The 20838-nt window shown below is 33.2% G+C and carries 20 protein-coding genes and 1 other RNA gene; 8 read left to right on the forward strand and 13 right to left on the reverse strand.

All coding sequences use genetic code 11. From position 1 onward, the window contains the following. Positions 1-365 precede the first annotated feature (365 nt). From ABXQ82_RS12460 to ABXQ82_RS12485, 6 genes are all read right to left on the reverse strand, one after another. Positions 366-917 (reverse strand): 1-acyl-sn-glycerol-3-phosphate acyltransferase, encoded by a 552-nt coding sequence (locus ABXQ82_RS12460; RefSeq protein WP_367060008.1) that lies wholly within the window; start codon positions 915-917, stop codon positions 366-368. Position 918: 1 nt separating this feature from the next. Next, the gene (locus ABXQ82_RS12465) at positions 919-2001 is read right to left on the reverse strand and encodes an iron-containing alcohol dehydrogenase family protein (protein WP_367060011.1); all 1083 of its coding nucleotides are present in this window, start codon (positions 1999-2001) and stop codon (positions 919-921) included. Between the two features lie 98 nt (positions 2002-2099). Beyond that, a complete protein-coding gene (locus ABXQ82_RS12470) occupies positions 2100-2804 on the reverse strand; it encodes an HAD family hydrolase (protein WP_367060014.1) in 705 nt (234 codons plus the stop codon). A gap of 42 nt (positions 2805-2846) precedes the next feature. Then, on the reverse strand, positions 2847-3575 hold the full coding sequence (gene kdsB, locus ABXQ82_RS12475) for a 3-deoxy-manno-octulosonate cytidylyltransferase (protein WP_367060016.1): 729 nt from the start codon (positions 3573-3575) through the stop codon (positions 2847-2849). Positions 3576-3628: 53 nt separating this feature from the next. Further along, a complete protein-coding gene (locus ABXQ82_RS12480; protein ID WP_367060019.1) occupies positions 3629-4189 on the reverse strand; it encodes a DUF4126 domain-containing protein in 561 nt (186 codons plus the stop codon). A gap of 256 nt (positions 4190-4445) precedes the next feature. Then, the gene (locus ABXQ82_RS12485) at positions 4446-5873 is read right to left on the reverse strand and encodes an AAA family ATPase (RefSeq protein ID WP_367060022.1); all 1428 of its coding nucleotides are present in this window, start codon (positions 5871-5873) and stop codon (positions 4446-4448) included. Between the two features lie 129 nt (positions 5874-6002). On the opposite strand from ABXQ82_RS12485, the gene ABXQ82_RS12490 reads away from it, so the two are divergent. From ABXQ82_RS12490 to ABXQ82_RS12510, 5 genes are all read left to right on the forward strand, one after another. Further along, on the forward strand, positions 6003-6740 hold the full coding sequence (locus ABXQ82_RS12490) for a hypothetical protein (RefSeq protein WP_367060025.1): 738 nt from the start codon (positions 6003-6005) through the stop codon (positions 6738-6740). After that, on the forward strand, positions 6727-7539 hold the full coding sequence (locus tag ABXQ82_RS12495) for a DUF3822 family protein (protein ID WP_367060028.1): 813 nt from the start codon (positions 6727-6729) through the stop codon (positions 7537-7539). The genes ABXQ82_RS12490 and ABXQ82_RS12495 overlap by 14 nt, the downstream gene beginning before the upstream one ends. Further along, positions 7539-8075 (forward strand): 16S rRNA (guanine(966)-N(2))-methyltransferase RsmD, encoded by a 537-nt coding sequence (gene rsmD, locus ABXQ82_RS12500; RefSeq protein ID WP_367060031.1) that lies wholly within the window; start codon positions 7539-7541, stop codon positions 8073-8075. Before ABXQ82_RS12495 ends, rsmD begins: the two co-directional genes overlap by 1 nt. Positions 8076-8243: 168 nt before the next feature. After that, a complete protein-coding gene (locus tag ABXQ82_RS12505) occupies positions 8244-8759 on the forward strand; it encodes a hypothetical protein (protein ID WP_367060034.1) in 516 nt (171 codons plus the stop codon). Between the two features lie 28 nt (positions 8760-8787). Further along, entirely contained in the window at positions 8788-9528 is a 741-nt protein-coding gene (locus tag ABXQ82_RS12510) for a hypothetical protein (RefSeq protein WP_367060036.1), read from the forward strand. Between the two features lie 69 nt (positions 9529-9597). Here the strand turns inward: ABXQ82_RS12510 and rnpB are convergent. The 3 genes from rnpB to ABXQ82_RS12525 form a co-directional block, all read right to left on the reverse strand. After that, positions 9598-9923: RNase P RNA component class A (rnpB, locus tag ABXQ82_RS12515), an RNA gene on the reverse strand. A 361-nt stretch (positions 9924-10284) separates the two neighbouring features. Beyond that, a complete protein-coding gene (locus ABXQ82_RS12520; protein ID WP_367060038.1) occupies positions 10285-10650 on the reverse strand; it encodes a DUF2200 domain-containing protein in 366 nt (121 codons plus the stop codon). A 301-nt stretch (positions 10651-10951) separates the two neighbouring features. After that, the gene (locus ABXQ82_RS12525; protein WP_367060040.1) at positions 10952-11416 is read right to left on the reverse strand and encodes a hypothetical protein; all 465 of its coding nucleotides are present in this window, start codon (positions 11414-11416) and stop codon (positions 10952-10954) included. Between the two features lie 253 nt (positions 11417-11669). Here ABXQ82_RS12525 and ABXQ82_RS12530 point away from each other — a divergent pair, with 253 nt between their 5' ends. Together ABXQ82_RS12530 and ABXQ82_RS12535 are read left to right on the forward strand one after the other, a co-directional pair. Then, positions 11670-13412, forward strand: a complete 1743-nt coding sequence (locus ABXQ82_RS12530) for a DNA polymerase III subunit gamma/tau (RefSeq protein WP_367060043.1) — start codon at positions 11670-11672, stop codon at positions 13410-13412. A gap of 36 nt (positions 13413-13448) precedes the next feature. Further along, positions 13449-14030: a tRNA-(ms[2]io[6]A)-hydroxylase gene (locus ABXQ82_RS12535; protein WP_367060045.1), complete on the forward strand. Its 582-nt coding sequence runs from the start codon at positions 13449-13451 to the stop codon at positions 14028-14030. Here the strand turns inward: ABXQ82_RS12535 and ABXQ82_RS12540 are convergent. The 4 genes from ABXQ82_RS12540 to ABXQ82_RS12555 all read right to left on the reverse strand — a co-directional run bounded on the left by ABXQ82_RS12540 (position 14027) and on the right by ABXQ82_RS12555 (position 18261). Then, positions 14027-14554 carry a porin family protein gene (locus ABXQ82_RS12540; RefSeq protein ID WP_367060048.1) on the reverse strand — a complete coding sequence of 176 codons (528 nt, stop codon included), beginning with the start codon at positions 14552-14554 and terminating at the stop codon, positions 14027-14029. The two genes, ABXQ82_RS12535 and ABXQ82_RS12540, sit on opposite strands and share 4 nt — an antisense overlap. Before the next feature lie 99 nt (positions 14555-14653). Then, positions 14654-15559 (reverse strand): exopolyphosphatase, encoded by a 906-nt coding sequence (locus ABXQ82_RS12545; RefSeq protein ID WP_367060050.1) that lies wholly within the window; start codon positions 15557-15559, stop codon positions 14654-14656. A gap of 1 nt (position 15560) precedes the next feature. Then, positions 15561-17630 (reverse strand): polyphosphate kinase 1, encoded by a 2070-nt coding sequence (gene ppk1, locus ABXQ82_RS12550; protein ID WP_367060053.1) that lies wholly within the window; start codon positions 17628-17630, stop codon positions 15561-15563. 145 nt (positions 17631-17775) lie between these two features. Beyond that, entirely contained in the window at positions 17776-18261 is a 486-nt protein-coding gene (locus tag ABXQ82_RS12555; protein WP_367060055.1) for a histidine phosphatase family protein, read from the reverse strand. A 585-nt stretch (positions 18262-18846) separates the two neighbouring features. Here ABXQ82_RS12555 and ABXQ82_RS12560 point away from each other — a divergent pair. After that, a partial coding sequence (locus ABXQ82_RS12560) for an Ig-like domain-containing protein (protein WP_367060057.1) occupies positions 18847-20838 on the forward strand: 1992 nt, incomplete at its 3' end.

The raw sequence follows: 20838 nt of genomic DNA on the forward strand, positions 1-20838 counted from the left end.
AGCCCGTCTAATTTATTAGACGGGCTTTTTTGTTTAAAATATTTATTTTATATGGATTTCCCAGTATCTTAGAAATTGCAAAAAGAAGGTGTTGATAGAGAAAAGTCGTAAAAGTTGGTTAAAAGACTGGTTTCAAACACAGATCCATCCAAAATTACTGGAAGAATTACAAAAACAGTTACGTCTGTTAAGGTCTAATCTATAACAAAAACTCAAAATAAAAAAAAAAGCCACTTCAATAAAATGGAGTAGCTTAATTTTGATAAGTGGTTTATGTTTCTTTTTAGGGACAAGTAATTGTTTACTTTATGTTTCATTAACCGTTACTTATTGAACCGCAAATTCCATGCCATAATTTAAAACAACTAAGAATATTCAGGAATTTTTCCTTTTACGTCTTTAAAAAAGTTGCGCATGTATTTAAAGTCTGCCTCAATGTCATCTGTTGGATAAAAAGGTTTTGAAAATGTATTTTTTTTATTTTCAAAGTCTAAAGTAAACATCACAATAGGCACTTTAGCTTCTTTAGCAATAAAATAGAATCCTGTACGCCACTTTTCCACTTTCTTTCTTGTCCCTTCAGGGGCTAGAGCTATTTTAAAAGTTTCATTTTCATCAAACAATTTTGCAATAGCTTGAACCTTGTTTTGTTTGTTTTGCCTATCGATCGGTCTTCCGCCCAAAGCCCTGAAAAAATATCCGAAAGGAAAAACAAATAACTCTTTTTTACCAATAAAATTAACGCTAACACCTAATACGGCCCGCACTAACACACCAATGTAGAAATCGTGCCAACTGGTATGCGGCGCAGCTATTAAAACTGCTTTTTTAATGTCGTTTTGTAGAATTTTGTAGTCTCCCCCAACCTGCCAACCTAATAATTTAAAATATATAAATCTAGCTAGCCATTGTCGCATACTACATTTTTAAGTAAAGTTCCCTAAGTTTTTTAGGTGTAATTGTTTTTTTCCAATTACTGCCAATAGCATTTTCCCAAAGTGGCTCCAAACCAAGCGCAATACCTATCATGATGTCAAAGTCTTCATCACTTAAATCTGCACATACGCCTTTTGGTAATTCAATATTATGTTCAATTACCATTTTTTTGAATAATGCAACATCCTTTGGATAAAATTCCTCTAAATGATTAAATACAATACAATTGCCAATACCGTGCTTAGTACCTAATAAGTATGATAAACCATAGCTAAGTGCATGGGCTACTCCTACTTGGGAATAGGCAATACTCATGCCTCCATGCCATGATGCCATCATTAATTTATCTTGAGCATCTTTTTTAGAAAGCTTTCCTTCCAAGTATATTTCTTTGCAAATACCATAAGCCATTTCTCCATAACTTTCGCTAAATGCGTTTAAAAATGTGCCGTTCAAAGATTCGACGCTATGAATAAAACAATCCATACCTGTGTAAAACCATTGTTGCTTGGGCACACCATTAACAAGTTCTGGATCTAAAACCACTTGATCAAAAGGTGTGAAATCTGAATTGATTCCCAATTTGCGTTTTGGACCTGTTAAAACAGTAGTTCTGGACACTTCTGCTCCAGTCCCTGAAATTGTAGGTATGCCAACATGATATACCGCTTTATTTTTAACCAAGTCCCAACCTTGATAATTTTCTGCACTACCTTCATTATTCAACATAATAGCAACTGCTTTCGCTAAATCTAAAACAGAGCCGCCTCCAATGCCGATAATTCCAGAAGGACTTTCTTTTGATGTTAGAATTATTTCTTCCACCAACGCATCAACTTGGGATGTTTTGGGTTCTTCTTCAGCAGAAACAAAAATTAATTTATCATCGTAAGATTTTGGTATTCTTGAGGTTAAAGCCCCGTCTGTTTTAAAAACATCGTCAACCAAAAAAATAAATGGTGCGTTTCTATTAAGGCGATTAGGGGCTAACAATTCCTCTAACTGATTGAAACTACCTCTGCCAAAAATAACTCTTGGCACCATTGGAAAGTTTTTATAATTCATGCAGCATATTTTCTTTTACAAAACGTAAAAATAGTATTATTTTAAAATTACTTATTTAAATTGCCTTGAAACTTTATAAATATCATGCTTTTTTTTAATTAAGACAATAATTTTAAAAGATCTCGCAATGTACTAATTGTTTTATAGTGTTTACCATTTGTCTCTTTTTCCGAAGCCATTTCGTGTGCCCAAGTAGTATGAAACGGCACATGAACTGCGCTTGCCTCTATATTAACCAATGGCAAAATATCTGATTTTAAAGAGTTCCCTACCATCAAAAACTCTTTGGGTGCTATCTCGAGGTGTTTTAACAGTTTAGAATAATTGGTTTCTTTTTTATCGCTCAATACCTCAATATGATGAAAATAGGATGTTAGTCCAGATTTTTCTAATTTTCGTTCTTGATCTAATAAATCGCCTTTAGTTGCTAAAATAAGTCTGTATTTTTTTGATAATTGCTCTAAAACGTCTTCGACACCATCTAATAATTCTACTGGTTTGTTGAGCATTTTCTTCCCTATATTAAGGATTTCTTCAATTTTTTCGTTTGAAATGGTATTGTTCGAAAGCTCTAAAGCACATTCTACCATAGACAATGTAAATGCTTTTACACCATAACCATACAGCGTTAAATTACCAATTTCTTTTTTAAACAGTTCTTGATCTATCTTATTTGGCGTTTCAAACTCAGACAATAATTTAGAGAACTCGGCTTCTGCTTCACGAAAATAGGTTTCGTTTACCCATAGTGTATCATCGGCGTCAAATCCAATTACTTTTATGTTTTTATAATTTTCTATCAATTACTTCTTTTATTTGGGTTACTGAAACAAGTTAGGCACAAGCTATTTCCATAACCTTTTGGCACGTTCTAAATCTTCGGGAGTATCAATTTCAACACCTTCAACATCAGTTTCTACCATTTTAATACGCTTTCCGTATTCCAAATACCTTAATTGTTCTAGCTTTTCGGAAGCCTCTAAAGTTTGCATGGGCAATCGGTAAAAATCTAAAATAGCTTGTTTCCTAAAGGCATAAACACCTTTATGCTTATAATATTTTGCACCAACATTTTTAGCTCGAGGATATGGAATTGGGCTCCGAGAGAAATACAGGGCAAAATCTGATTGATCTATAACAACTTTAACCGTATTTGGGTTATTTATTTCATCTTCATCTTTAATATGAACCATTAATGATGCTAAATCTACTTGCTTATCAACATCATTTTTAAAAACGGCAATCAATTTTTTTAAAGATTCTTTATCGGTAAAAGGTTCATCTCCCTGTACATTAATTACAACATCGATATCTAAATTTTCAACGGCTTCGGCTATTCTATCACTACCGCAATCATGCTCTTTTTTGCTCATCATAACTTTACCGCCATTGCTGGCAATTTCATTATAGATAATAGTGCTATCGGTAACCACAATAACATCGTCAAACAAATTTGTGGCAACAGTAGCCTGGTATGTGCGAAGAATTACTGTTTTTCCTCCTAAGTCTTGCATGAGTTTTCCAGGGAATCTGGATGCGGCGTAACGCGCAGGAATCATTGAAATTATTTTCATGTGCTTTATTTAATGCTGATTCAAAAATAGTTAAATATTATAGAACCTTCTTCTTACTTTCGTTTGAATCGGATAAATAACTTAAATATGAATAATAAAATGACAATAACCAAAATGATTGCCACAATGGGCAAGAATATTGAAATAGCCGACATGACTGCTGATGTTCCCGTTTCTAATGTTGAAACTACTGGATTTGCTAATCCTCCAGTTGTTGCTGTTGAAGCTAAACGTGTTGTTCCTGATGTTCCTGCTATGGCCGCCGCGGTTCCTCCACCGGCTATAATTGCTAAAGCCCATGTAATTACCGGACTTAAATCTGCAACCGTGGAAAGCATAACTGCTGTTCCTGCAAGTGCTGCCAATGGAACAGCAATACTATCTAATAAATTATCTACATATGGAATAAAATAGGCACAAACTTCTACCACAGTAGCAACACCAAGGGCAACAAGTGCTGGCATACTCCCAACCCATTCCCAAGATGCGTTAAGTTCCCAAAGATTAAAATAGGATGCTAAACTTAAAGCAAATAAAGGTAGAAATACCCTAAAACCGACCGAAGCCGATAAACCAATGCCTAAACAAATACTAATTAGTGTTTCTGGTGTCATTCCCCTAAATCCCCAAAAGAGGTTTTAATTTGTTAATCATTATTTAAACTAATCTACAAAGATTTTTTTAGTTCTCTTGCAAAGTCTAATTCTCTCGCAAAGTCGCACAGGCGCAAAAGAGTGAAAGCTAAAAAAGAACAATGCATATTAATCATACAACTTTTTACTGTTTACTGACTACTGCAACTGCTCCCGATAGCTATCGGGACTGCTACTGCCAACTGCCAACCGTGACTGAATACTGCGACTATCTTCATCATTCTTCAACAAAAAAATCATCCCTAAAGCCGATAAGATATAATTTTTCTTGAGCTCTTGTAACGGCTGTATAGAGCCATCTCAGGTAATCTACATCAATGCCGTTGAGTAAATACGGTTGTTCTACAAAAACGGTGTTCCATTGTCCGCCCTGAGATTTATGGCATGTAATGGCATATGAAAACTTTACTTGCAACGCATTAAAATGTTTGTTGCTTTTTACTTTTAAAAACTTCTTGTATTTACTGGTTTCATTTTCAAAATCTTTCATCACTTCTTGATACAATCTGTTGGAATCCTCATAAGATAATGAAGGTGTTTCCGCATCAATTGTATCGAGTAATAAAACGGTTTCAAAAGGCAGCATTTTAGGATAATCTACCATACGTATTTTTACTTCCGCAAAGCGAAACCCATATAATTCTGTAATGCTAAAAATCTCAAGGATTTCAATAATATCACCATTTGCAATAAAACCTGCTTCTGTTGTTGGCTTTATCCAAAAATAATTGTTCTTGACCACCATGAGGTAATCGCCCGAAGTCAGTTCGTGTTCATTAAATAAAATCCTGCTTCTAATTTGTTGATTGTACATGTTGGCACGCTTGTTGCTCCTCACAATAAAGGCGGTTTCCTCGTTGCCCAAATTGCTGTACGCATCGTTTATGGCATCCATAATTTCGTAACCATCTATCAATCTTACAATATCTTTAAATCCTTTCAAATCGAACTTAAACGTATCGAAAAACTGAGATTGAAGTGCCTCCCTTAAAATAGTAGCATTTGCCAGAATACCAGAATCTTGTTCTTGCCGAACTACTTCGTCCAATTCCATTTTGGTCACCTCCTTATTATAATTTAAGGCGAGTTTATTTTCGTCTAAAGCAGGACTTAAATCTAGTTTTACCGGTGGTAATTGTGCCGTATCGCCAATTAACAATAATTTACAATGGTGTCCGGAATACACATACTGCATTAAATCATCTAGAAGCGAACCGTTTTCAAATAATTTGGAATCTCCAGGAGTATCGGGAATCATCGAAGCTTCATCTACTATAAAAATGGTGTTTTTATGTTTATTGGGCTGTAACACAAATTTTACGCCGCCACTTGTACTTTTCTTCGGAAAATATATTTTTTTATGAATTGTAAACGCTTCCTTTTTTGAATAATTAGCAATGACTTTTGCTGCGCGACCCGTTGGCGCTAATAAAACGGCACTCTGTTTTGCTTTCCATAAATTATTGACTACCGTACTTACAATAGAGGTTTTACCAGTACCTGCATAGCCTTTAAGCAAATACAAGGTGTTTGGAGTTTTGTTAAAAATAAATTGCGAAAGTTGCTGCAAAACAATATCTTGCTTTATTGTTGGCTGAAATGGAAATTGGCTTTTTATAAGAGAATAAAATTCAGCTGACGTCATTAAATAGCATTACAAATTAGAAATTATTCAAATATAGAAATGATTTTTATCAAGATAGGTTTTAACCATTAAAAAAAAATTGTAGATTTGCGAAAGACCATTAACAAACTTTTAATTAAATAATAGACTATGTTGACATTTATTCTCGTAATAGTTGGTGTAATTTTGCTTACTATCGTTTTAGTAAAGCTAATTGATAAATTTATACCTTCAAAATTAAAACCAGTTTTGATTATTGCCCTATGGGTTTTAATTGCTTTCTTAGGTTACAAAACATTTATGTCTGTTTATAACCCTATTCTTTTTAACAAAGAAAAAGAGAAAAGATATGGCGTTGTAATTAAAAGTTTAGAAGATATTAGGGACGCACAATTGGCGCATAGAACAGTTACTGGAAGATTTGCCAGTGATTTTGATAAACTAGTAAAATTTATTGATACGGCCAAATTTACGTTAACTCAGCGTAGAGATTCTAGTGTTGTAGATAAAGAGCTTACAAAACGTTATGGAGGTGTTGAAACTTTCAAAGATATTGTTATCATAGATACTTTAGGATTTACGCCCGTAAAAGATTCTCTTTTCAAAAACTCTGATCGTTACAAAAAAATCATGAATGTTCCTGTTGGAAAAGAAGGCGAAAAGTTTGAATTGAAAGCTGGTTTTGTTGAGCAAAACGATTTACAAATACCTGTATTTGAAGCTTCAGTTAAAAAAGATGTGATTTTATACGATCAACCAAAAGATTTGGTGATGCAGGAAAAGCAAGTGATGTCTGTTGAAGGTGTAAACGGTGATGCGCTTAAAGTAGGTTCTATGGAAGAGGTTAAAACTACGGGAAACTGGCCTAAAGTTTATGGCACCGAATAATAAAAATTTAAAAATACTTTCCAATAAAAAATTGTCCATTCAAATTAGTTTGAGTGGACTTTCTTTTTGTATCCTACAATCAGACACAAACACCATTACCGCGCTTAAAGAATTTAAATTTGATAAGAAAATAAACCCTTTTGAAGCCTTAGACCATTTAAAACATTTGTTCTCTACTGAAAAACAGCTTCAAACTAATTTTGATGCCGTTTTAATTATCCACGAAAACGAGCTCTCTACGCTGGTACCAATGGCGCTTTTCAATAAAGACTATCTGGCCGATTATTTAAAGTTCAATTCAAAAATATTGCAATCAGATTTTATAAGTCATGATGTAATCCATAATAACGAAAGCGTTAATGTTTATGTGCCATACGTAAATATAAATAACTTTATTTATGAGAAGTTTGGCGAATTCACATTCAAGCACTTCTCTACTTTATTGTTAGAAAATATACTTGAAAAAGCAGACAATGGTAAGATGTATGTTCATGTTGCCGATAAACATTTTGAAATCATTATAATTTCCAACGGAAAATTAGCGCTATACAATACGTTTGAATATAAGAATGAAAAAGATTTTATATACTATATATTGTTTGCTGCGGAACAATTAAATTTAAACCCAGAAACTTTAAACTTGGTGTTGCTCGGGGCTATTAATGAAGACGACGAATTATATAAAATAGCATACCAATACATCAGAAACATCAATTTTGGAAGCAGAAACGACACTTACAAATACACCGAAACACCAACAACCAATCATTCTCACTATACTTTAATCCAGAGTTTTTAATGCGTATTATTTCAGGACAATTTAAAAGTAGAAAAATAGTAGCACCAAAAAACCTACCTGTCCGGCCTACTACAGATATGGCGAAAGAGTCTTTGTTCAATATTTTAAATAACAGCTATTATTTTGATGCTATTTCAGTTTTGGATTTATTCGCTGGTACAGGAAATATCAGTTATGAATTTGCATCAAGGGGCACAGAACACATCACTTGTGTAGATCAAGATTTTGGGTGTATAAAATTTATCAATCAAACTGCTGAAAATTTTGAAATGCCCATTGACACTATAAAAAGCGATGTTTTTAAATTTTTAGAAAAAACCAATTTAAAAGTAGATGTAGTCTTTGCTGACCCGCCATATAGTTTTACTGACGAGCAGTTTACTAAATTTACGGAGTTGGTATTTCAAAATGAATTACTATCTGAAGATGGTGTTTTAATTATTGAACATTCTAAACATACCGACCTTTCAAAAACGCCAAATTTTACATATCAAAAAAACTATGGTGGCTGCGTTTTTAGTTTTTTTGAAAAATAAAAAGTGGCCTGAGTAATACATAATTACTTTTTTTTTATTAAATTAGATTTCTCCTTAAGAGTCCCAGGCTCTATACATACTTCTCTCTTTAATTAAAAAAGAACGCTTCTTTTTTAAATTCTGTCTATGGTTTAATGTTAATACTAACTTTTAAAACCATATAACAAAATGAAAAAACTCTTTTTAGTTGTATTAGCAGTTATGCTATTCGCTGCTTGCGAAAACAAGCCCCAACGTTATTTTGCAGATTCTGCCGAAATTCAAACCCTAAAAGCTGGAATAACAGCATACGAAACTGGAGATTGGAACACCTGGAAAAGTCATTTTGCAGATACCGCGAAAATTTTTGTGAATTCTATTAAACCCATTAGCGTTGAAAAAAGAGCTAACGGACTAAAAGAAATGGCAAGTGCTATGGCTTCCTATGGATTTAACCATGATAAAGAGCATATTGAAATGGTGCTTGACAAAAAAGACGAAACCTGGGTTTACTATTGGGCGACACATAAAGCTAAAATTGCAGCAAATAATAAAGAATTAGTAATACCAGTTCACTTAGCTGTTAAATTTATTAATGGTAAAATAGTAGAAGAACACGTGTATTTTGATGGTACAACTATGAATGCTGAATTTGCTGCTTTGGCAGCAGCTAAAGCTGCTTCAGATGAAACAACTACGGAATAATAAATTAATTCACCAAAACCATAAATTTATGAAAACAATTAAAACAACCTTATTATTAGCATTTCTATGCTGCTTTGTTGCCAATCTTCAAGCACAACAAATGTTTCAAGTGCATCAAGACAATGTAAAGCCATCTATGTTGATGGAATATGAAAAAATAGCTAAAGAGTTTCAAGATGCAAGCGTAAAGCACAATTTACAAGCGTCTTGGGTAACTGCAATGAGAGACGATTTCACTTTTTATTACATCACTCCCATTGAAAACTTTGCAGAATTGGATAAACGTCCGTTTGCCGATATGGCCAAAGCCATGGGAGATAAATTTGGAGAAATGTTCGAGCGGTTCAATAAATGTTATGATTCTCATGGAACATACACCATGAGTAGTGTAAAAGATTTAAGCTATTCTGCTCCAGAAGGAACAGACATGTCCGATCAAAATTACCGTAAATGGATATTAATCTATTACAAACCTAAAAATGCTGCTAAGCTCAAAGAAGGCATGAAAGCAGTTAAAGACATGTTTACCGAAAAAGGATCTAAAGAATATTACAATGTTTACCATAGCGGTTTTGGCTCAATGGACAGTTATTATTTAGTATCTATATCAGCAAAAGATGAAGTTGATAGTGCACAAAGGCAAAATGCAAACAAAGAAGTTTTAGGACCAGACCGTATGGAAACATTCAATAAAGTTTTAAAATATGTACACAGATGGGAAGAACATGCAGGTTGGATGAGACCGGATTTATATTACTCACCTAAATAAAACATACCATAAGGCCAACCATTTTTTAATAGTAAACCCTTCTCAAATTTCTCGAGAAGGGTTTATTTATATGCAAGTAAACCTATAAGCCGAATTCTGTATCAAGCCAAGGCGTGACCCCTTATCATTTATCTGAGTGTGTTGTTACCAAAACACTTTAGCTGTTTACCCTCCAGCAATCAAGCGTGCCGCCTTCAAACGCTGGTTTACATAACATTGCACCACATAGAGTTTACCTGGTTTCACTACAGCATTACCTGTACATACTTTCTGTTGCACTTTTCCTAACCTCACGGTTGGTGGCCGTTAGCCACTATGTTGCACTACGGTGTTCGGACTTTCCTCCCGAGATACTGAAATAAATTCAGCACCCAGGCGATAAGGCGATTTACTTGTGTGCAAAATTACAATAAAAAGCACTAAAATCTAAATAAAAGTATTTTGGGCGTTACCGCGAAAAGCGGTCAGGCTTTCCACTATATCTTTTGCTTTTTGTCATTATTGCAAAGGCAGGAATCCATTTGTAAGCGTTTAGTTTTTCCTAAATTTTTCACATGTCATTAAAGAAGCAAAAGGATGCCGTTTCAATCCTTAACGCAATATTTGCCAGCCGATGTATTTAACCCAGAAGTCGTTTTGTGTTAACAGAGTTTCGTTTTCTAGTTACCGATAAGCTCCAGCTTAGTGGCGACATTATTTATTTTGAAGAATTTATTAACTCTTGGTAAAATCTTTTTAGACACAAGTTAAAGCAAATCATGCAACACGTAAAATTTTTTCCATTTTACGCCCCTTTGCCAACTCATCCACCAACTTGTCCAAATATCTAACTTGACGAGTTAAAGGAGTTTCTATGTCTTCAATTCTATAGCCACAAATTACACCAGTTATTAGGTTTGCATTTGGGTTTAGTTTCGCTTTTTTAAAGAATGTTTCAAACGTTACTTTTTCAGCAATTAGTTCCCCTTGTTTTTTTACGTTAAAACCTGTAAGCCATTCTATTACTTGTTGCAATTCCTTTTCTGTTCTTCCCTTATTTTCAACTTTAGTTACATAATGAGGATATACTGAAGCAAAGGTTAATTTTGCGATTTGTTCATCGTGGTTGTGTGGTTTCTTCATTTGAAATAATTTTTGAATTAAAATTTCAATTTATGTTATGAAGTTCGGTGTTTTTTATGATAATGCCAAAAAAAAATTGATTACTTGCTACCGCTAACTCTGTTTAGTGACGGTAATATTTTGTTTTTATGTACCGAAAGTCTTTTGATTAAGAAAAAAAAAAAAGAGATGCTTTTTAAATCTTATAATTACCATTTTTGTTGTCACTAAGCAAGAGCTTAGCGGTAGAGGGGCTTTATAAAAATACGTATACCTCTAGGTTAAGCCTAAAACCTCCGATTTTTTATAGGTTTTATTAGGATTAGTTATTTTTATATAGCGTCTTTAAATCAGAATGTAATTTTACAAGTTTGTTATTATTAAGTGAAAATAGATTGCTGCTGATTTCTTCAACCTCTTTATCATTTTCTAGAATTATTAACCTAAGCTTAACTATGAGCGTAAATAGTTTTTTCCCATTTTCAGATTTTAATTCTGATTTTAATGATTGTAATTTAACCTTCTTCGCTTTTGTTGCAAACACAGATTCTTTAATTATTTCAACCATTTCCAAAGAAGTATGCACATTTATTTCTCTAACCTTAGAGCTTGTCAATCCATTTATTACCATAGCCAAGCCCAATAATGGTCCTGCAAATGTCCAAATATCTGGAAAGATTTCATTTTTAAATAAATAAGCAAAAAAAGATAATAAACTGATTCCTAGTAAAAGGTTCATTAAAAGCAGTCCTTTTATCGGGAAATTATGTTTGTAAATATTTTTCATACTTAATAGCTTTTATAATTAACCCCAATGTTTCTTTGATAAAAAATCGTTAAAAATTTTTATCATTCGTTAAACGAAGTTATCGTTTTTTTTCTCACATACTCAAAAAAAAACATATTCATCTAAACGGCTCACATTTGTTAATAACTCCTATTAAATTCCAACTTCATTATTCCAATTTCTAAATTGAATTTTTAACTTTGTTATTCGTTCAATTAGCATCAAAAAAGATGCTGAACTAAATTCAGCAAAATTGGAACACTTTGTAGTATCGGCTAGAAAATACAGACCTCAAACGTTTAAAGACGTTGTTGGTCAGCAAGCTATTACAAACACTTTATTGAATGCTATTGAAAACAATCATTTAGCACAAGCCCTTTTATTTACGGGCCCTCGTGGTGTTGGCAAAACAACTTGCGCTCGTATTTTGGCTAAAATGATTAATAGTGATGGTACCGAAACCGAAGATGAAGATTTTGCGTTTAATATTTTTGAACTCGATGCTGCTTCTAACAATTCGGTAGATGATATTAGAAGTTTGACTGACCAAGTTCGGATTCCACCACAAGTTGGGAAATACAAAGTGTATATTATTGACGAGGTGCACATGCTCTCACAAGCTGCTTTTAATGCTTTTTTAAAGACATTGGAAGAACCACCAAAACATTGTATTTTCATTTTAGCCACAACAGAGAAGCATAAAATCATTCCAACAATTTTATCACGGTGCCAGATATTTGATTTTAAACGCATTACAGTAAAAGATGCCAAAGCATACTTAAAATACATTGCCAAAGAACAAGGTGTAACTGCCGAAGATGATGCACTACATATTATCGCCCAAAAAGCAGACGGCGCCATGCGAGATGCATTGTCTATTTTTGACCGTGTGGTCAGTTTTTCGGGTAAAGACCTCACTAGACAAGCAGTTACAGAGAATTTAAACGTTCTTGATTACGAAACTTATTTTACGAGTACAGACCTTATTTTAGAAAACAAAATTCCTGAATTGCTACTTCAGTTTAACAATACATTGTCTAAAGGGTTTGATGGACATCATTTTATTGCCGGATTAGCGTCTCATTTTAGGGATTTACTGGTAAGCCAGACTGAAAGCACCATTCAATTGCTAGAAGTTGGAGATCAAATAAAACAAAAGTATTTAGAGCAATCTAAAAAAGCCTCACAGGAATTTCTGCTCCAAGGGATTAATCTCGCCAACGATTGCGATTTAAAGTATAAAACCAGTAAAAATCAGCGCTTACTCGTAGAATTATGCCTTATGCAACTTGCCTCTATCACTTTTGATGGAGAAAAAAAAAATTCTAAATACTTTATAATACCTGCGTCTTACTTTCAGAAAAAAGGGATTACGCCTATTCCCGTTACAAAACCTTCGGTTGAAACAAAAACAGCAGTTAAAGAGACTTCGCAACCAACTAAAGCTACCGAAAAAGAACCTGTTGCGGCAAATGCAAAAGTTATAGAGCAATTTCAAGTAAAAGAGCCTATAAAAATTGATTTAAAACAAGATAGTAAACGTAAATCTGGTTTATCTTTAAGCAGTATTAGAGCAAAAAAAGAGCATCAAATAAAACAAATGGAAGTTGTTATTGATGAAACTAATTTGCCAACAGAAGCGTTTACTGAAGAAGAGTTTATTAAATTTTGGAATGAATTTACAGAAAAAACACAAAAAGAAGGTAAACATAATTTAGCTTCTATACTAGCCATAGATACTCCAAAAGTTAAAGGCACAACTGTACATCTCGAGTTTCCTAGCGAAACAAATAAAGTTGAATTGGAACGCCAACAGTATGATTTAATGGGGTTTTTAAGAAAATCTCTTAATAATTTTGACATTAGCCTTTCTATTGTTGTTAACGAAGCAGTAAGTAAAAAATATGTTTATACTGATCGCGACAAGTTTGAAAAGTTAAAAGAAAAAAACGAAGCTATAGAAAAACTACGCACCACTTTTGATTTAGATATTTAGACTTGTAATAGGAGGTGTTTGATAAAATAATTAATTATGCTAGGACTTAAATTACCAACAGACCCACGTTGGGTAAATATCGTAGAAAAAAATATTGAAGACATATTGACAGATCATGCGTTTTGTGAGCAAAAAGCAACGAGTACCGCTATTTCCTTGATTGTTAGTTTCCCAGAATACACAGAATTGGTTCAGGAAATGATTGCTTTGGTTAAAGAGGAAATCAGTCATTTTAAAATGGTTCATGATAAAATTATTGAACGCGGTTGGACTTTGGGACGAGACAGACGTGATGATTATGTGATTCAATTGCTGAAATTCTTCCCAAAAGGAGGTAGTAGAACCACGCAATTAGTACATCGCTTATTATATGCTGCATTAATCGAAGCCAGAAGTTGCGAGCGTTTTAGATTATTATCTGAAGAACTTAAAGAGAAAGAATTAGCCGATTTTTATAGAAATTTAATGGTAAGTGAAGCCAATCATTATACGATGTTTTTAGGATTCGCCAGAAAATATGGCAATAAAAAAGAAGTTGATACCAAATGGCAACAACTTCTTGATTATGAGGCTAAAATTATGTCTCAACTAGGAAATAAGGAAACCATCCATGGTTAGAACTGGTAACCTACACCCAACTGAATGTTAGTGTTTATGGCCTCGGCACTTAAAATATCATCAAAAATATTGGTGACACCATAGCTATATCTTACATCTACAAAAAGCATTTGATTTAACTTAAATTCTGCACCTGCAATTGCTGAATAATGAAAATTTTTCATGCCATCATTGGTTTTATGTGATTTTAAAGCTGCTTGTGGGCCTAATCCAAATTTCCATCTTTCGTTTAACCTGAATTTAAATAATACTGGCATTTGAATTAAATCTAATTGTAATTTTTCATCTTTAGCACCTTCTGGAGAAAACTGGAGTTCCGGCACAACAGAAACCGTATTGGACAATCTAAAATCGCCATAAGCCCCAATATAGAAACTGTTTCTATGTTTGTTGTTCGATGGTGATGTCTCTTTAAAATCCAAGTTGGATATGTTGTATCCCGCTCTAATACCATAAGTTCCGCTTTGAGAAAAGCCTTGATAAGATAAGCTAAGTAGAAAAGCTATGATTGCTAATTTTTTCATTTTTAATAGTTTTGGGTTTATATTCTAAACAAATATATCGGGGCTAATATACTATAAATTTAAAAAATAGTGTTTTTATAGATGGTAAATTGTAGAATTTTACTGTATGTTACTAGAAACAGTATTATAATATACACTTTTTATGATACCATCTGCTAGTCCTATTTTAGGTACATAAATATGTTTTGCACTGCTCCACTTCATGGCGGACAAATAAATTCTCATGGCAGGAATAATAACATCGGCCCTATCTTGATTTAATGACAATTCTGTGATTCTTTCTTCATATGAATAACTTTGAAGCGTATTGTAATAAGTAGTTAAGTAAAAGTAGGTCAAAGGTTTACCTAGCGTTTTACCAGAAACCTTAAATATTTTATTGATGTTTCCGCCAGAACCAATAACATTGATTTTTCCGTAGTGGCTCGTGTGGTCTTTGATCCATTTTTCCAATTCTAACCAAGCCTCTTTTTTTACCATATCATTAAGCAATCTTACCGTTCCAATTTTAAACGAACGAGATACTATTTGGTTGCCATTATCAATCACGGAAAACTCAGTACTTCCGCCACCTACATCAACGTAGAGATATACTTTATTAGGTTCTATAAATTTATTTAAGTCTGTCGCTGCAATTATTGCTGCTTCTTCTTCACCGTCAATAACATCTATACTTATTCCTGAATGATCTAAAATTGATTTAACTACCTCAGTACCGTTTTTTGATTCCCGCATAGCGGAAGTTGCGCAGGCTTTGTATTTTACAACCTTGTGGGATTTCATAAGTAGCTTAAACGCCAACATGGTATCCAAAAGTCTTTGCGTATTTTCTTTTGAAATTCTTTCCTTAATAAATACATCAGCACCCAAACGTATAGGCACCCTAACCAACGAGTTTTTTTTGAATACTACAGGCTTACCTTTTTCTTCTATTACATTTGATATCAATAACCTAACTGCATTTGAACCTATATCAATAGCAGCATATTTTTTAATTGAAAGCATATTAGTTTTTTAACTTTTCGAGGTAATAATCATATAAAGCAATCTGAGATCTTACTTTTGTATTATTATTTTTTCGATATTCGTTCTCATTTCCTGTATTTAATAATCTAGCTTTTACATTGTCACTCCAGCAGATGTTAAATGTATCAATAATTTCTCGTTTTATGTCTTCACTATAAATCGGACAACTTACTTCTACCCTATTTTCTATATTTCGGGTCATCCAATCGGCAGAGGAAATATACATTTTCACATGATCTCCCTTTCCAAAGATATAAAGTCTTGAATGTTCTAAAAACTTATCTACAACACTTATTACTTTAATATTTTCGCTCATACCTTTAATTCCTGGTATTAAACAACATATACCGCGAACAATCATATCTATTTTTACGCCCGAATTACTTGCTTCGTATAGTTTATCGACCATTTCATAGCTTGATAAACTATTCATTTTTAAGCGTATATAGCCTTGTTTTCCTTTTTTGCTTAATTCAATTTGTTCATCAATTAATGCAAAAACCCTCTTTTTGGTGTAATGCGGAGATACTATAAGATGTTTATAAGAATAGACCCTATAATTAGTTTCAAAGAAATTAAAAATTTTATTTACCTCTTTTAAAATAGGTTGGCTGGTTGTAAATAAGGTATAATCGGTATAAATTTTTGCTGTAGATTCATTAAAATTCCCTGTACTTATAAAACCGTAACGTTTTAACTTTTTACCTTCTTCACGTTCAACAACGCACATTTTACTGTGAACTTTTAATCCTGGAACACCGAAAATTAGGTTTACACCTTCTTTTTTCATCTGTTCTGCATACCTAATATTTGCTTCTTCATCAAACCTAGCTCGAAGTTCTATGGAAACCGTAACGGTTTTTCCATTAATGGCCGCATTGATTAATGAACTGGCTACGTGAGAAATTTGAGCTAATCTATAAATAGTGATTTTTATTGTTTTTACCTGAGGGTCTAGCGCTGCCTCCCTTAAAAACTTAACGATATAGGAAAATGTGTGATACGGTGCATGGACTAAGTAATCCTTGGTAGCAATAGCATCAAAAATACTGCTTTCTAAGCTTAAGCCTTTAACAGGCAATGCAGTAATTTTTTTATACAATAAATCGGTTCTTCCTAAACTAGGGAACCCCATATAATCTCTTTTATTATGATATCTGCCTCCTGGTATAATACTATCTGTATTATCTATACCCATTTTTTCCATCAAATACTCTAAGGTATCGTCATCAATAGTTTTATCATATATAAAGCGTACTGGTTCTCCTAATTCACGATGTTTTACACTATCTGAAATTTTTTCAACAAAACTCTTACTTAAATCACTATCAAAATCCAATTCGCCATCTCTAGTTATTTTAATCATGTGGGCAGAAATGGTTTCATAGTCAAAAATATTAAAGATATCACTTAAGCAATACCTTAATAAATCATCAATCATAATGATATGATTCTTACCATCATCTTTTTCCTTAGGAAGTTCAACAAAACGATTGACTGTTTTAGGTATTTCGATTAATGCAAACTGTTTACTTCCATCTTTCATTTGCATTTTTACTGCTAAATATGCTGCACTATCTTTAAGATTAGGTAATACTACAAGGTCGTTTAAAATAATAGTAACCAATGCAGTACTTACATTTTCGAAATAATATTGTTTTATAAAATCTATTTGAAGGTTATTGAGCTCTGTTTCATCAATAACAAAAATATTTTCTTTTATAAGCGTTTCATCAATGTCTTCTAATACTCTTAAACTTTCGGCTTGTTGTTTTATAACTATTTGTGTAATAATTTCTAACAACTCCTTAGCCCTTATACCCCCAAGTTCATTTTTACCACCTTTACCAGCTTCAACTATGCGTTTAACTGTAGCATATCGTACTTTAAAAAACTCATCTAAATTATTTGAAAAAATACCTAAAAAGCGTAATCGCTCTATTAAAGGCACACTAATATCTGATGCTTCTTGTAAAACTCTAGCATTAAATTGCAACCAACTAATTTCTCTATTAATATAACGTTTTTCTTCATATTCAGTCTTTGTCATTCCTAAGCAATTAAATTATAAAAACAAATATATTCTATTTAGCTTGAAAATGAATTTAGAGTGAATTAAAATTTTGGTTTAATTCTGAAGTAATGGAAACAATGACATAATAAAGTATAAAACTGCAATCCTCAAACATCAACTATTATTTAAGATCTCTTGGAAAAAGAGTGAAAATGGTTTTACCAGAAGCAATCTCTGACCATGTATCAGTTTGAAATGCAATAATAACAGTTCCGCAGGTAGGCACATTATCTATATAAGTATCTCCATAAGTATTTACAAAAGCAGTTATAGCATGATTATGACCAAAAACCATCAATTCGTTTACCGAATCATCACAATTTTTAATAACATTGACTAGATCTGAACCCGAAAAATCATAGAGTTTATGGTTATAACGAATGTTATCCTTATCAATATTAAGTTTTGGTAAAATGATGTTTGCAGTCAGTTTTGTACGCTCTGCATCACTTATCAACACTAAATCAATATTTAGCTTTTTTAATTTAAGCGCATCAGAAATTAAGCCAGCGTCAGTAATCCCTCTAGGGTTTAATGGGCGTTCATGGTCTATTACATCATGTTCCCATGACGATTTTGCATGCCTTATGAGTATCAATTTTTTCATTTATTTTCGATTAAAGGTAATTTTTATCGGTAAAATGTTGTTTTTATCGATTAAATTCAATTTATTTGTTGCTTAAAATTAAGTTAAATTGATTAAAATATGACCGAAATAGATAAAAATTAATGCTAATCATCAAGTTTTGAAGAACTTAGATATATATTAATCGATAAATGGCAGATAATGTCGCTCAACTAAAACAAGAATTCTCTTTGTCGATTAAATTAGTACTTCAACATATTTTTTTGAAAAGCATATGAGTTATACGTCTATTTGTTTTACCTATAAACACGAAAATAATGACCCCAAATCAAATTTCACTCGCTATGTTGGCTAAAATAGCCACCTCTACTACCCCTCTCAGTTTTCCCCTCAAAAGCTTAAGAATATTGCTATTAAGGAGTCATCACTACAATTGTGGCTGATTAATTAATTCAAAATTATAACCAAGATGGTTAATGATTAAGTATCGTTATGGAAAAAATAGTCATTTTATCGAAATACATTGTTTGTTCAACTTCAAGTAAAAATATTCTTGGAGCAAATGCAACCAAAGAAAATAATATATCATAATTCATTATGTACAATATGAAAAATAAATACAATTATCTTTCAGTCTTAAAAATAGCTAAAGCCTTATTGATAGCTTTAGTTATTATTGCACCTGGTATAGCCAAAGCACAAATAGGTCAACAAGAACCTTCTATACAGGCAGGAGTAACGTTTCAGTGGGTAGAACCTACTCAACCTAACAATACCGACCCTGCAACAATTCAATCTGTGACAGTAGGCACAACAGTTTATAATACATTTGTTGTACCTTCTAGTTATACGATGAATCAAGTTGGGCCAGACGGACATGGTTACAATAGAATATATGAAAATGGTGTGATAAACCCACCTGCAACTTCAATTAATCCTCTACAATGGGATCCTATTGCCTTAGATGCTTTCCAAGATAAAAACTTGAATCATTATTTCTCTTCTAACAAAAATGGTAGAGCATTTTGTTACGACCCAAATGATGCTGATGATGAATTTGCCGAGGCATTAATAACCGATGCACAAAGGCAAACTATAAGTTATTCTGAACCAATACCTTCTAATAGCGATGGTATTTTGGCTGTTACTGAGCGTGGAGGAAACAACTGTCTTTATATTGAAGTATATGGTTTCCCTGTAGGAGGCGGTCCTGAACAACTTCTAGGTAATACTTTTGTTAGAAATGATGGAAATTATACTGGTTGTACATTTGGTGCGCCAAATACAAATTCTGATTATTGGAAATCTGGACGCTGTAATGATAATGGACAAACTATAGGTATAGCCTTATTTTATTTAAATGAATTAGCACCTACCGGTTCTAATATTACAAAAATTGTATTTGTTGGCGCCTCTGTAGATCATGGTGATGGTAAATTCTTTTTATTACAAAAATATGTTGTTGACCAGCAAAATGAACCATGTTTAAATGAAACATATAATGGAGATTTACGAATAAAAAATAATGCTCCTGCTAATTCTACATACACTTTAACTTCTGGACCTACACCTGCCGCTGCAGGAAGCCTTACGTTAAACTCTAATGGAACATATACATATGTTCCTAATATTGGATACCCTGGATTTCCTGGAAATGTTACTTTTGAATATGAATTATGTTTGCCTCCACCTAACTCAACTGTATGTGATACTGGTGGGGTTACTTTAATGTATGTTGATTTACCCCCAGAACCAACATTTGATATAAATTGTGGTTTAGGTGATGATAATTTTACAATTACAGTAACCAGTCCTTTAAATACAGTAACTGACCCTAACCAATATGAATATTCCATTGATAATGGAGTTACTTATCAAACAGGTGTTGACTTTACAGGTTTATCTGAAGGATCTTATAGTTTAATGGTAAAAAGCACTTATACAACTTGTGTAAGAACATCTGCAACAAATCCTATAATTTTGGTTAATGATGATGAAGATCCTACAGGAACTGCTCCAAATGGTGTTGTTAATGTGAATTTATGTAGTGCCGATGCTCAAACTACTTATCCGTTTGATGGTCCAAGTATTCTTAGTAATTATAGCGATAATTGTAATGGTAATTTAACTATAAACCTAACAAATACAGATTTAAGTGGAGATAACTGTGGTTGGACACTTACTTATACATATGAAATCGTTGATGCCTCTAATAATAAATTAGAAGGAGAAACCATCACACATACCGGGTCCGACCAGGATGCGGCTACCGGTACAACTCCTTCGGGAACTACGGGCATAAACGCCTGTGCCAATGAAACTGAAATTGACACTATTGTTACGACCGCTACCGATATTGCCGACATTGAAGCTGATTATACGGATGACTGTGGAACGGTTACGGCTACCTTTGTGAGCCAGGCCATTTCCGGTGATGCCTGTGCATGGTCCTTGGAACGTACCTATAACATCTCTGATGGGTGTCCTGCCAATGACTTTACGGTAACCATCACCCATACCGGGTCCGACCAGGATGCGGCTACCGGTACAACCCCTACGGGAACTACGGGCATAAACGCCTGTGCCAATGAAACTGAA

The sequence above is a fragment of the Algibacter sp. 2305UL17-15 genome (assembly GCF_040720935.1).
In the GTDB taxonomy this organism is placed as follows: Bacteria; Bacteroidota; Bacteroidia; order Flavobacteriales; family Flavobacteriaceae; genus Jejuia.

Bases quoted from the DNA above. Each gene is read 5' to 3' on its own strand.
- ABXQ82_RS12460 (WP_367060008.1), bottom strand. From the start codon at position 917: ATGCGACAATGGCTAGCTAGATTTATATATTTTAAATTATTAGGTTGG.
- ABXQ82_RS12465 (WP_367060011.1), bottom strand. From the start codon at position 2,001: ATGAATTATAAAAACTTTCCAATGGTGCCAAGAGTTATTTTTGGCAGA.
- kdsB (WP_367060016.1), bottom strand. From the start codon at position 3,575: ATGAAAATAATTTCAATGATTCCTGCGCGTTACGCCGCATCCAGATTC.
- ABXQ82_RS12480 (WP_367060019.1), bottom strand. From the start codon at position 4,189: ATGACACCAGAAACACTAATTAGTATTTGTTTAGGCATTGGTTTATCG.
- ABXQ82_RS12485 (WP_367060022.1), bottom strand. From the start codon at position 5,873: ATGACGTCAGCTGAATTTTATTCTCTTATAAAAAGCCAATTTCCATTT.
- ABXQ82_RS12490 (WP_367060025.1), top strand. From the start codon at position 6,003: ATGTTGACATTTATTCTCGTAATAGTTGGTGTAATTTTGCTTACTATC.
- ABXQ82_RS12495 (WP_367060028.1), top strand. From the start codon at position 6,727: ATGGCACCGAATAATAAAAATTTAAAAATACTTTCCAATAAAAAATTG.
- rsmD (WP_367060031.1), top strand. From the start codon at position 7,539: ATGCGTATTATTTCAGGACAATTTAAAAGTAGAAAAATAGTAGCACCA.
- ABXQ82_RS12505 (WP_367060034.1), top strand. From the start codon at position 8,244: ATGAAAAAACTCTTTTTAGTTGTATTAGCAGTTATGCTATTCGCTGCT.
- ABXQ82_RS12510 (WP_367060036.1), top strand. From the start codon at position 8,788: ATGAAAACAATTAAAACAACCTTATTATTAGCATTTCTATGCTGCTTT.
- ABXQ82_RS12520 (WP_367060038.1), bottom strand. From the start codon at position 10,650: ATGAAGAAACCACACAACCACGATGAACAAATCGCAAAATTAACCTTT.
- ABXQ82_RS12525 (WP_367060040.1), bottom strand. From the start codon at position 11,416: ATGAAAAATATTTACAAACATAATTTCCCGATAAAAGGACTGCTTTTA.
- ABXQ82_RS12535 (WP_367060045.1), top strand. From the start codon at position 13,449: ATGCTAGGACTTAAATTACCAACAGACCCACGTTGGGTAAATATCGTA.
- ABXQ82_RS12540 (WP_367060048.1), bottom strand. From the start codon at position 14,554: ATGAAAAAATTAGCAATCATAGCTTTTCTACTTAGCTTATCTTATCAA.
- ABXQ82_RS12545 (WP_367060050.1), bottom strand. From the start codon at position 15,559: ATGCTTTCAATTAAAAAATATGCTGCTATTGATATAGGTTCAAATGCA.
- ppk1 (WP_367060053.1), bottom strand. From the start codon at position 17,630: ATGACAAAGACTGAATATGAAGAAAAACGTTATATTAATAGAGAAATT.
- ABXQ82_RS12555 (WP_367060055.1), bottom strand. From the start codon at position 18,261: ATGAAAAAATTGATACTCATAAGGCATGCAAAATCGTCATGGGAACAT.